The 12,267-nt window shown below is 57.8% G+C and carries 9 protein-coding genes; 5 read left to right on the plus strand and 4 right to left on the minus strand.

Annotated elements, in window-relative coordinates; translation table 11 throughout:
• The first annotated feature begins 21 nt into the window (after window positions 1-21).
• A complete protein-coding gene (locus tag ACFSE1_RS00310) occupies window positions 22-1,593 on the plus strand; it encodes a DegQ family serine endoprotease (protein ID WP_377394867.1) in 1,572 nt (523 codons plus the stop codon).
• Window positions 1,594-1,613: 20 nt separating this feature from the next.
• Here ACFSE1_RS00310 and ACFSE1_RS00315 read toward each other — a convergent pair whose 3' ends face one another.
• Both ACFSE1_RS00315 and serB read right to left on the minus strand, forming a co-directional pair.
• Window positions 1,614-2,186 (minus strand): GNAT family N-acetyltransferase, encoded by a 573-nt coding sequence (locus tag ACFSE1_RS00315; protein WP_377394870.1) that lies wholly within the window; start codon window positions 2,184-2,186, stop codon window positions 1,614-1,616.
• The gene (serB, locus tag ACFSE1_RS00320; RefSeq protein WP_377394873.1) at window positions 2,183-3,073 is read right to left on the minus strand and encodes a phosphoserine phosphatase SerB; all 891 of its coding nucleotides are present in this window, start codon (window positions 3,071-3,073) and stop codon (window positions 2,183-2,185) included. Before serB ends, ACFSE1_RS00315 begins: the two co-directional genes overlap by 4 nt.
• On the opposite strand from serB, the gene miaA reads away from it, so the two are divergent.
• Window positions 3,072-3,989: a tRNA (adenosine(37)-N6)-dimethylallyltransferase MiaA gene (gene miaA / locus ACFSE1_RS00325; RefSeq protein ID WP_377394876.1), complete on the plus strand. Its 918-nt coding sequence runs from the start codon at window positions 3,072-3,074 to the stop codon at window positions 3,987-3,989. The two genes, serB and miaA, sit on opposite strands and share 2 nt — an antisense overlap.
• Here the strand turns inward: miaA and ACFSE1_RS00330 are convergent.
• Entirely contained in the window at window positions 3,974-6,058 is a 2,085-nt protein-coding gene (locus ACFSE1_RS00330) for an ATP-binding protein (RefSeq protein WP_377394879.1), read from the minus strand. The genes miaA and ACFSE1_RS00330 overlap by 16 nt on opposite strands.
• 424 nt (window positions 6,059-6,482) lie before the next feature.
• On the opposite strand from ACFSE1_RS00330, the gene ACFSE1_RS00335 reads away from it, so the two are divergent.
• The 3 genes from ACFSE1_RS00335 (at window position 6,483) to ACFSE1_RS00345 (ending at window position 11,200) form a co-directional block, all read left to right on the plus strand.
• The gene (locus ACFSE1_RS00335; protein WP_377394882.1) at window positions 6,483-8,261 is read left to right on the plus strand and encodes an acetolactate synthase 3 large subunit; all 1,779 of its coding nucleotides are present in this window, start codon (window positions 6,483-6,485) and stop codon (window positions 8,259-8,261) included.
• A 32-nt stretch (window positions 8,262-8,293) separates the two neighbouring features.
• Window positions 8,294-8,866, plus strand: coding sequence for an acetolactate synthase small subunit (gene ilvN / locus ACFSE1_RS00340; RefSeq protein WP_377394885.1), 573 nt, complete (start codon window positions 8,294-8,296; stop codon window positions 8,864-8,866).
• 384 nt (window positions 8,867-9,250) lie between these two features.
• A complete protein-coding gene (locus ACFSE1_RS00345; protein ID WP_377394888.1) occupies window positions 9,251-11,200 on the plus strand; it encodes a methyl-accepting chemotaxis protein in 1,950 nt (649 codons plus the stop codon).
• A gap of 70 nt (window positions 11,201-11,270) precedes the next feature.
• Here ACFSE1_RS00345 and ACFSE1_RS00350 read toward each other — a convergent pair whose 3' ends face one another.
• Entirely contained in the window at window positions 11,271-12,116 is an 846-nt protein-coding gene (locus tag ACFSE1_RS00350) for an aldo/keto reductase (RefSeq protein WP_377394891.1), read from the minus strand.
• Window positions 12,117-12,267 lie beyond the last annotated feature (151 nt).

Below are 12,267 nucleotides of genomic sequence, written 5' to 3' on the forward strand. Positions count from 1 at the left end.
CTTATCAATCGAGGAAGCCTAATGGCGAAACCCTTCCGAATGTCGTCCCGACACTCTTTGGCAGCCGTTCTGGCGCTCACCACTGCATTGGCTCCGGTCGCTTCGGCTGTGGCGCAGGCACAGCAGCGCCCGGCCATCAATCCGGCAGCTCCTGCGGCTGGTAATGCCCAGCGTCAGCCCGGGCCAGCCTCGGTGGCGGATCTGGCGGAAGGGCTGCTGGATGCCGTGGTCAACATTTCCACTTCGCAGAGCGTCAAGAGCGATGGTGCGGGTCCCGGGCCACAACAGCCCGTCGTGCCCAAGGGCTCTCCCTTTCAGGAGTTCTTCGATGATTTTTTCGATGGTGACGGCGGCAACCAGAGCAATCGAAAGGTCAACTCGCTCGGTTCGGGCTTTGTGATCGATCCAAGCGGCTACGTTGTTACCAACAATCATGTCATCGAAGGCGCCGATGATATCGAAGTCATCTTCCCGAACGGCAACAAGCTGAAGGCCAAGCTGGTCGGAACCGATACCAAAACCGACCTTTCCGTCTTGAAGGTCGAGCCGAAGACGCCGCTGAAGGCGGTCAAATTCGGTGACTCGAAGAAAATGCGTATTGGTGACTGGGTCATGGCCATCGGCAATCCGTTCGGCCTCGGTGGCTCGGTAACGGTTGGCATCATCTCGGCGCGCAATCGCAATATCAACGCCGGACCCTATGACAATTTCATCCAGACCGATGCTGCCATCAACAAAGGCAATTCCGGTGGGCCGCTGTTCAATATGTATGGCGAAGTCATCGGCATCAACACCGCGATCATTTCCCCAAGCGGTGGCTCTATCGGCATCGGCTTTGCGGTGCCAACCGAGCTGGCACAGAATATCGTTCAGCAGCTGATCGAGTTTGGTGAAACCCGGCGCGGCTGGCTGGGTGTGCGCATCCAGCCCGTTACGGACGATGTGGCGGAGAGCCTCGGCCTCAAGGAAGCACGCGGCGCTTTGGTTTCCGGTATTATCAAGGGCGGCCCCGTGGATAACGGGACAATCAAGGCGGGCGATGTGATTGTCACCTTCGATGGCAAGCCGGTTAAGGAAATGCGTGATCTGCCGCTTGCGGTTGCGGAAAGCCCGGTTGGCAAGGAAGTCAATGTCGAGTTGTTGCGCAATGGGAAGCCGCAGACCGTGAAGGTTACGCTGGGCAGGCTGGAAGATGGCGCCGATGCGGAAGACGGCGACGATAACCCGGCTCTCGCGGAAGGCGAGAACAAGCAGGGGGAGAATAAGGATCCCGCCCAGCCGCAGCAGGAAGCAAGCACCACACTTCTTGGCATGACGCTCTCTGAACTGAACGAAGAACGCCACAAGACGTTTGGCATTGCCGACAGCGTCGAAGGCGTGGTGATCACGGCAGTTGAGGCTGGATCCCCAGCCGCCGAAAAAGGCTTGAAGCCGGGTGAAGTCATCGTTGAAGTTGGGCAAAGCTTCACTGCCATGCCGCAGGACGTTGTCAGCCGCATTGACGAGCTGAAGGGCGAGGGCAGGCGAAATGCCCATATGATGGTGGCTGGTTCCGACGGCCAGTTGCGCTTCGTGGCAATTCCGATTGAATAAGAGCTGGACAGGCGCCGTGGCTAGCTGGCTGCGGCGCTGCTGACAATCGCATAAGTCACATGCGGTTTGAGATGCGGGTGCGTGTCAGGCACGCGCGGATGATCAAAATCGAAATCAGGGCAATGTTTCATGCCAATCCGCTTCATGACCGCGATGGAGCGATGATTTTCCGCCACGGCGAAAGATACAATACAGGGCAGGCTGAGACAGTTGAGGCCATAATTCACCAGCGCCTGTGCTGCTTCAGTGATGAAGCCATTGCCCCAGAAGCGGGTTGCGAGCCGCCATCCGATCTCGATTGTTTCGTCAGGAAAGATCCCGCTCAATGACGCAGGTGCCAGGCCGCAAAAGCCCATAGCCTCTCCGGTCTGCTTGTCTTCCACCGCGTAGAAACCAAGGCCATCCTGTTTGATCATAGTGTTGATGCGTTCAAAAAGGGCGTCGGCCTCCGCATGGCTGCGGCGAAACGCAAAAAACTCCATCACTTTCGGATCGGCGTTGATTTCGCGAAACAGGTCGCGATCCCGCTCCAGCCAGTTGCGAAGCCGCAAGCGGTCTGTCTCCAGAACAATGCGAAGTGGTTCTTCGCTCATGGAGTGACGAAATCGGTTTTCCGATATCCCTGAATGTAAAGAAGAGCAGTCAAATCGCCATGATCGATCTTCATTCTGGCCTGTGCAGCAACGATCGGCTTGGCGTGGAGCGCAACACCTGAGCCAGCGAGACCCAGCATGCCAAGGTCATTTGCACCATCGCCCACGGCCATCGCCTCGTCCGGCGTAATGCCCAGTTGGGCGGAAATTTCAGTCAGGGCATCCACCTTCGCCTGCTTGCCGAGAATGGGCTCCTGCACTTCGCCGGTCAGCACTCCGTCTTTTTCGAGGAGAATGTTGGCGCGATCTTCGTGGAAGCCAAGCATGGCTGCGACACGGTTGGTGAACACGGTGAAGCCGCCGGAAACCAGCGCAGTGTGAAAGCCTTTGGCCCGCATGGTGGCAATCAGTTGCGGCCCGCCGGACATCAGCGTGATCCGCTTTGCCATCACCTCATCTACCACAGAAATGGGCAGGCCCTTCAACAGCGCCACGCGTTCACGAAGAGCAGGTTCGAAAGCGATCTCGCCATCCATCGCCCGCGCCGTGATGGCAGCCACCTTGTCTTTCAGACCCACCACATCGGCCAGTTCGTCAATACATTCCTGCTCGATCATGGTGGAATCCATGTCTGCGATCAGAAGCTTCTTGCGGCGGGTTTCGACATTCTGAACCACGACATCGACCGGGTGGCCGGCCAGAGCACTGCGCAGCCTTTGTTCGCTTTCTGCGGCATCTACATCGTTTCTCAGCGCCACATCGCAGGCAATCCCGTCTGCCAGCCAATAAAGACCGCTTGCATTGGCGGCTTCTGCGGCAAGTTCTCCCAGCCTCGAATTAAGAACAGGATTTGACGGATGGGCGATGAGCGTGGCAACGAGAGCCATGATGACTAACCTTCGGCAAGAATTCCAAGCCATCCTGATAACCGGGCCAACGGCGGGCGGCAAGTCGGCGCTTGCGTTGGAACTGGCACGTCGGCATGGCGGGGTGGTGATCAATACCGATAGCATGCAGGTCTACGACACGCTCCGCGTGCTGACAGCGCGGCCCTCTGTCGAGGAAATGGAAGGCATCGAGCACTGTCTGTATGGCCATGTGCCGGCAAGGACGAGCTATTCCACCGGCGACTGGTTGCGGGATGTGCAGAGCGTGTTGCCCAGGCTGCGCGATCAGGGGCGAATGCCTGTCTTCGTGGGCGGCACGGGCCTTTACTTCAAAGCGTTGACGGGCGGTCTGTCGGATATGCCAGCGATCCCCGCAGAGGTCCGAGAGATCTATCGTCAGCGGTTGATCGATGAGGGGCCGCAGTCCCTCCATGCAGAATTACAAAAGCGTGATCCAGCCATGGCGGAAAGGCTGCAAGTCTCCGATGGTCAGCGCATCGTTCGCGCGCTGGAGGTCATGGCAGCCACAGGGTCCTCAATCGCTGATTTTCAGAACAGGGCAGGCCCGGTGATTATTGATCCGGCCGTGGCTCGAAAGCTCGTTGTTCTGCCGGAACGGCCAGTGCTGCACGAACGAATCAACCGCCGCTTCGAGATCATGATGCAGAATGGAGCGGTGGAAGAGGTTCAGGCTCTTCTCGCGCAAAAACCGCCGCAGGATGCAACGGTGCTGCGCGCTATCGGGGTTGCGGAAATTTCTGCCATGCTCAAGGGCGAGATGTCCCGCGCGGAGGTGATCGAGCGTGCCTCTGCGCTCACCCGCCAGTATGCGAAACGGCAGATGACCTGGTTTCGCAACCAGATGGATGAAAGCTGGGAGCGGTTCGATCCCTACGCAGGTCAGTCCTTGTCGTAGAGGCTGCTCAGCGGCCGCTTGAGCAGAGAATCGCGCGCAGACGAGCCTTCTCTGCGCAATAGCGTGTTGCGCACGGCCTGCACGTCCTCGTCATTGCCATAGGGTGCGCGCGTGGCAGCGGGTGGCGTCTGCTCCGGCAGTGGCTCCCGTCTGTAAATGCGTGCGTCGTTTGTGAATGCAGCATTGTCCATGGGAGCGGCAGAGGGGCGTGCGCCGGGGAGCATATCCGGGCGGTAAGGTTCCAGTTTCTGTTCGGACGCGGGAGGCTGATACGTGCGCCGGTCGCTGGCGCGCAACTCCCGTTCCCAGTTTGCGATTTCAGGCTCCGAGGCCGGTGCCTCCATCCGGCCCGTATCGCGGAGCTGGTCTGCACTGGAAATGCTTTTCTGGAAGGCGGAAATATCCGGACCGGCAATGGCCCGCATACGGGTGACGATGGTGCGAAGATCCACATTATCCGGCGTAATTTCGCTGCCCTTGTCGGATACACCATGGGCTTTGGGCAGCATATCTTCGCTCAGGCGCGTGAAGCGCATGCGCATCGGCACGGTGATCGCTTCCCCGAAGGCAATGGCTTCGCCATTGCCGATGGATGAAATGAAGCTCGTATTCGACACCGATGAGTTTGGAATGGCCGAACGGATGATGTCCTGGTCGCGGTCGTTCGCAAGGCGCATGGCGAAAATCGTGGAGCATTGCGAAAGGATTGTCTGATCCAGCTCGCCAGGACGCTGGGTAATGACCCCCAGTGAGACCCCGTATTTTCTGCCTTCCTTGGCAATGCGGGCAATGGCTTGCCGCGTGGGAAAGAAACCAAGTTCGCGGTCTGCCGGCACATAGCGGTGGGCTTCCTCGCAAACAACCAGCATATGGATCGCGCCCTCGCTCCAGAGCGCCAGTTCAAAGGCCATGCGGCAGAGAATCGATGCAACGGAATTGACGACCTCTGACGGAATACCCGCCAGCTGAAAGGTGGAGATTGGCCGATCGTCGCCCGGAATGCGGAAAATGTGGGCAATGGTCTCCATGATCGTGTCGTTGATCGTGTTGTTGGAGAACATGAAGTGGTAGCGCGGATCATTGATCGCCGCCATGATGCGCACCTTCACCGAGCGCAGCGCCGGCTTTTCGCTACGGCCCTCAAGGCGCCCGATGCGCTCGTCGATCAGCGCCAGAAGGTCTGCTATCCGGTATGGCACCGGTGTGTCTGCCGTAACGGAGCTCTTCTCCGTCTGGCGCCGCATCAGCGAGGAGTCGCTGCCACGAAAGGCGCGCTTGGCATCCGGGATCAGGTCGCGGAGAATATCGAGCTCTTCCGGAACAGGCGGCCTGCCACGGAAGATGATTTCCGCAAATTCATCCAGACGCATCAACCAGAATGGCAGATCGAGATTATCGGTATCGATGACAACGGCATGATGGGGGAACGCCGCCGCGAATTCGTTGTGCGGGTCGAGGATCAGAACGCGCAGCTTCGGGTCTGTCTCGATTGCCTTATGCAGAAGAAGCGAGACGGCGGTGGACTTGCCGACGCCCGTGGAGCCGACAATCGCAAAATGCTTGGAAAGCATCGACGGAATATGGATGGCCGCATCAATCGTTTCGTCCTGCGTCAGCTTGCCAACGACACAGGTGTCGGCCTTTCCGGTATCGTAGATTCGCACGAGATCGGCGGAGCGGATGCGGTGGGCAATCGCGCCGAGATAGGGGTAGGTGCTGATGCCGCCAGTAAACTCCTCGCGCCCATCCTCTGCAACGCGCACTTCACCGAGAAGCTCTACCTCGATATGAAATTCATTGTCTCGATTGTCGCCCCAGGTGTTGCCTGCGATGGCCATAGAGCAGGTGAGGGCTACAACGCGGTTTTTGCCCACGCTGATCGAGATCAGCCGCCCGACAGACCACAGCTCGGAAATTTCCGTAGATCCACGCTCGGCAATGGCCGCAATCGTTGCGCGCGAACCGCTGCAAGCAACCACACGCCCAAGCAGACGGTTGCCCGGATGCAGGCCATCTCGCCGATCCTGCTCGCCGGCGGAAGCGGATAAATGGAGGTCATGGTTACGCAATGAGTGGGTTCCTGCTGCGGGCTTTGGGCCACCAAAATGATTGTTAGATCACAGGTTTAGGTGGATGACCTAGGACCATAGAGAGGGGGCCTTAACAACTCCTTTCCGAGTGAGGATCACACGGTCCGTTTTCGGACGCCTAAAGCTTCGGATACGCTTTGGAATTGACTGAGAAATGGCTTTGATCATAGCAATTGTATCCAAATCTTGCGCAATTGCATTGACGTTGCGAAATTTTCTGGCTAACAGTTCCGGTCATGATCGTATCGAAAGCACTTATCGTGGTGGGAAGGCGCATGGGCAGGGTGGTGTAACCATCCGGCGAAAGCTCCCATGCGCTACCGAAGGCTCCTCAAGGGGCCTTTTTTTATGCCTTCAATCAGGCCCTGCGGCCGCTTCGGAAACAGCAGAAACGGAATTGAACATGACGGGTACAGAGAATCGGATGACAGGGGCGGAGATCGTTCTGAAGGCCCTGAAAGACAATGGTGTAGAGCACATCTTCGGCTATCCCGGCGGTGCGGTGCTTCCCATTTACGACGAGATCTTTCAGCAGGACGATATACAGCACATCCTCGTTCGTCATGAACAAGGTGCAGGTCATGCGGCAGAAGGATATGCGCGTTCCACGGGGAAGGTCGGCGTCATGCTGGTCACCTCCGGGCCCGGCGCGACCAATGCGGTTACGCCTCTGCAGGATGCGTTGATGGATTCCATCCCGCTGGTTTGCCTGACCGGGCAGGTGCCCACGACGCTCATCGGCTCCGATGCGTTCCAGGAGTGTGATACCGTCGGCATCACGCGCCCCTGCACGAAGCACAACTGGCTCGTGAAGGATGTGAATGAACTGGCGGGCGTCATCCACGAGGCGTTCCGCATTGCCCAATCGGGTCGTCCCGGTCCGGTTGTTGTCGATATTCCGAAGGACATCCAGTTCGCCACCGGCACCTATACGCCGAAGACGGATTATGTTGCGCAGAAGAGCTATCAGCCGAAGACGGATGGCGATCTGAACGCCGTTCGCGCTGCCATTGAACTGATGGCAACAGCGCGCCGTCCGGTTTTCTACACAGGCGGCGGTGTCATCAATTCCGGTCCTGAGGCAACCCGCTTCCTGCGCGAGCTGGTGGAGCTGACGGGCTTTCCAATCACCTCCACGCTGATGGGCCTGGGTGCTTATCCCGCGTCGGGTCCCAACTGGCTGGGCATGCTGGGCATGCACGGTTCCTATGAAGCCAATATGACGATGCATGATTGCGATGTCATGGTTTGCATCGGCGCGCGTTTCGACGATCGCATCACCGGTCGCCTGAATGCGTTTTCACCGAATTCGCGCAAGATCCATATCGATATCGATCCGTCCTCCATCAACAAGAACGTGCGCGTTGATATTCCGATTGTCGGCGATGTCGGCCGCGTTCTGGAAGATATGGTTCGCCTGTGGCGGGCGCAGCCGAAGAAGCCTGAAAAGGCTCAGACGGCAGAATGGTGGGAGCAGATCACCCGTTGGCGCGCCCGCAATTCCTTCGCTTACAAGAATTCCAGCGATGTCATCATGCCGCAATATGCCATTCAGCGGCTTTACGAGGCATCCAAGGGGCGCGAAACCTACGTGACAACGGAAGTGGGCCAGCACCAGATGTGGGCGGCGCAGTTTTTCGGCTTCGAGGCGCCCAACCGTTGGCTCACCTCCGGCGGTCTTGGCACGATGGGCTACGGTCTGCCTGCGGCTATCGGCGTGCAGGTTGCTCACCCGGAAGCGCTTGTCATCGATATTGCGGGCGATGCCTCCATTCAGATGTGCATCCAGGAAATGTCCTGCGCCATCCAGTACAATCTGCCGGTCAAGATCTTCATTCTGAACAACCAGTATATGGGCATGGTTCGCCAGTGGCAGCAATTGCTGCACGGCAATCGCCTGTCCAACTCCTATACGGAAGCCATGCCGGACTTCGTGAAGCTTGCCGAAGCCTATGGCGCTGTTGGCATGGCCTGCGATAACCCGGCAGAACTGGATGACAAGATTGCCGAAATGATTGCGGTCAATCGCCCGGTTATCTTCGATTGCCGCGTTGCCAATCTGGCCAACTGCTTCCCGATGATCCCCTCTGGCAAGGCACATAACGAAATGCTGCTGCCGGATGAGGCAACCGACGAAGCCGTTGCAACCGCTATTGACGCGAAGGGGCGGCAGCTCGTTTAAGGGCTGCCAGGACAGGATCAGGAACAATTTCCATGAATGCACATCTTCAACCCACCGGTTCCGCCTACTTCATCCAGCAGGAAACCGCCAAGGAAGAGCGTCACACGCTTTCGGTTCTCGTTAGCAACGAGCCTGGCGTTCTGGCCCGCGTCATCGGGCTTTTTTCCGGTCGTGGCTACAATATCGAAAGCCTGACCGTTTCGGAGACGGAGCATGAAGCGCATCTGTCCCGCATCACAATCGTGACCAGCGGTACGGCAGGCGTGCTGGAACAGATCAAGTCGCAGCTCGATCGTATCGTGCCGGTTCATCGCGTTGTCGATCTGACTGTCCGCGCCAGACAGCTTGGGCAGGAGCGTCCCATCGAGCGTGAGGTCGCGCTGGTCAAGGTCCAGGGTGATGGAGAGCAGCGGGCCGAAACGCTTCGCTTGGCCGATGCATTTCATGCCAAGGTCGTGGATGCGACGGTCAGCCACTTCATTTTCGAAATCACCGGGAAGTCTTCGAAGATCGATCAGTTCGTGGCGATCATGAAGCCGCTGGGTCTCATCGAAGTGTGCCGAACAGGTATTGCTGCGATGAACCGCGGTGCGCAGGGCATGTAACGCCCGCTGAGTCGCCCGCTCTTTATAGCCCCGGCCCCTTGGTCGGGGCTTTTTTGTCTTCGGGGATATTTTTTTCTGGCAGGCCTGCGTGCAGATGCTGCAGATGATTTTCAGCAGAATTGCTCGGGCAAATATTTGAAAACATGGCACTTCGTGCGGCCCCGCTTTCGGTCAAGTGTCCAGCGAGGTCTCGGTACAGTTTTCTTGCGAAGCGCTAATGCTCGCAATCGTTTACTGTTGTTTAGTTAAAATCCACCACAAATTATCACAACAGAACCGGGAACAGTTCGCCGCAGCCACGTGCTGCGGAGACCCGCGCATCTGCCGCTCCTCTCGTCGTGAGGACCTTCTGTTGATGATGCTTTGCCTGGATCGGACCGTTCAATGAAATTCCTGAATAACATCAAGATTAAGACGAAAATCCAGATGCTTATCGTGCCCATGGCGCTTATGGGCGCAGGTGCGGTGGGATACATATCGATGCAATACAAGGATTCTGTCACGAAGTACTATTCGTTCGTGACAGAGGACAGCGTTGCCGCCAGTGAACTGTTTCGCGCAACCACTAATGTCATCAATGCGCCTTACTCAGTCTACCAGATGTTGCACGCGGACGGCTCTGTCGATAGTGCAGCGGTGAAGAAGAGCTATGATGACGCGAAAAGCACTCTGGTGACACGCATGGACAAGGCCGCAAAGCTGACTCCAGAAATCGCCTCCGAACTCACAGCCTTCAAAACTCGCGCCATCGAGATCTTCGCTCTTTCTGACCAGGCCGTTGCCGCCATTGCTGATGGAAACAAGGATAAGGCAACCAAGCTGCTGGCACAGGCGGATAATTTGGCCAACCGCTGGCGTGAAGATATGCGTGGTTTCAATAATAAGAAGGTCGCTGATTTGGCTCAGGAGGGTGGGAGCCTGAATGACGGTGCGATGTCCACCATCACAAGCACCTTGGTGGGAGTGTCTGCTCTTTTCATCGGCTTTATTGCACTGGCGAGCTTCCTCTCCGGCCGCGGCATTACTCAGCCTCTTGAGAGATTGCGTGAGCGGATGACGGCGCTTGCGGGCGGAAAAACCGAGGAGGAGGTGCCGGGCCTTGATCGTGGTGATGAGGTCGGTCAGATGGCTCAGGCGGTTGGTGTGTTCCGGGATAATGCCCTTGCTCAGGCGCGTCTTGAAGCGGATGCGGCTGCGTCCCGCTCGATGACCGAAAATGAGCGGCGGGCCAATGAAGAGCAGCGCGCACGCAATGCGGCAGAGGTTCAGTTCGCAGTCGATAATCTGGCAAACGCTCTTCAGCGTCTCTCCGATGGCGATGTCGCCTTCCGCATCGACCAGCCATTTGCTGGCCAGCTGGATGTGGTTCGTGGAAATTATAATGCGTCCGCGCAAAAGCTTCAGGATGCGCTGGTGCGTGTCGCGCAGAATGCGCGTGCAATCGATGCTGGCGCCAATGAAATTCGCGGTGCAGCCGATGATCTTGCAAAGCGCACGGAACAGCAGGCGGCCTCGGTAGAAGAAACTGCGGCGGCATTGGAACAAATCACGACAGCGGTGAAGGATTCAACCTCACGTGCACAGGAAGCTGGTGCGCTGGTGAGCCGCACAAAGGATGAGGCAGAGCGTTCTGGTGAAGTTGTTCGCCGTGCCGTTGTGGCCATGGAGCAGATCGAGAAGTCTTCGAGCGAAATCTCCAACATTATCAGCGTGATCGACGAGATTGCCTTCCAGACCAATCTTCTGGCACTGAATGCGGGTGTTGAAGCGGCGCGCGCCGGTGAGGCAGGCAAGGGCTTTGCCGTTGTCGCACAGGAAGTGCGTGAACTGGCGCAGCGCTCTGCCAGTGCCGCGAAGGACATCAAGACACTCATCAATGCATCCAATGAGCATGTTGAATCCGGTGTCAGCCTGGTGGGGCAGACTGGGGAAGCCCTGACCAAGATCGCTTCCGAGGTTCTCGAAATCAACCGTCACGTGACGGCGATTGTCGAAGCCGCCCATGAGCAGTCTTCCGGCCTGCAGCAGATCAATACCTCGGTCAACCACATGGACCAGGACACGCAGAAGAATGCTGCCATGGTGGAGGAAAGCAATGCGGCCAGCCATGCGCTGGCAAAGGAATCCGCCTCGCTCGCACAGCTCCTGTCCCAGTTCAACCTCGGCACGGGTCAGACTTCGGCAGCATCCGCGCCTGCACCAGCACCCCGCAGCGTTCGTGAAACGGAGCGCCCGGCAGTCTCACCAGCGCGCAAGCTTGGCAACCGGGTGGCGGCTGCCTTCTCTGGCAATGCTGCTCTGGCGACCTCCAAGGAAAACTGGGAAGAGTTTTGAGCCCAAGGCGCATGAGCGCCTTGCCATAGCCTGAACGAGTATTTGAGGCGTCGCGCGAAGGTGCGGCGCCTCAAATGGTTTCAAGCGGTACCTTGCGGGATGGCGGTGTGAAGGCACGGTCGAATTCCGCCCAATCCTCATCCGTGATGTCGAGGTCCAGTGTCGCCAGAAGTTCGGCCACGCGTTCCGGCTTTGCCGTCTTGGGAATGGCCAGAACGTTATCGCGCTCCAGCACGAAAGCGAGCGCCACCTGCGCCGGGCTTGCCTGATAGGCTTTGGCGAGACGAATGACCTCGGGATGCCTCAACAATTCTCCCTGACCCAGCGGCGAATAGGCCATCAGCGGCATGGCATGCTGTTGATGCCAGGGAAGAAGATCGAATTCGATGCCGCGGCGATCTGCATTGTAGAGCACCTGGTTGGCCGCGCAGTTTTCGCCGCCCGGAATGGCCAGCAGCTCCTGCATGTCTTCCACATCGAAATTCGAGACACCCCAGGATTTGATGAGGCCGCGCTCGCGCAGTGTCTCCATGCCCGCTACGGTTTCCTCCAGCGCAATGTCACCGCGCCAATGAAGGAGGTAGAGATCGATCTGTTCGGTTCCCAGTCGCGTCAGGCTGCGTTCGCAAGCCTGTTGAACGCCACTCACGCTGGCATTCCACGGATAGACCTTGCTGACGAGAAACACCTCGTCACGGCGCCCCTCAATGGCGGCTCCAACGATTTTCTCGGATGCGCCATCTGCATACATTTCGGCTGTATCCACCACGCGGATACCGAGATCGATGGCTGCCTGGATGCTGCGGATCTCGTTTGCCACATTGGCGGCATCCTCGCCCATTTTCCACGTGCCAATGCCGATGGCAGGTACGGTGATGCCGGAAGCGAAGGTCACGGTAGGAATATCATCGCGCATGGGAAGGTCCACTCGTTGTCGTGTCTGATCTGGACGCTAACCTTTGCTCACCAATCATCAAATTCAAGAACAAAACCATCAAAACCCGCGATTGGCAGAAAGATCAGTTGTCGCTTAGATTGAGCCTACAGACACACCGAAAGGAACTGCC

Origin of the sequence: Affinirhizobium helianthi (genome assembly GCF_042680945.1) — a bacterium.
Lineage (GTDB): Bacteria > Pseudomonadota > Alphaproteobacteria > Rhizobiales > Rhizobiaceae > Neorhizobium > Neorhizobium helianthi.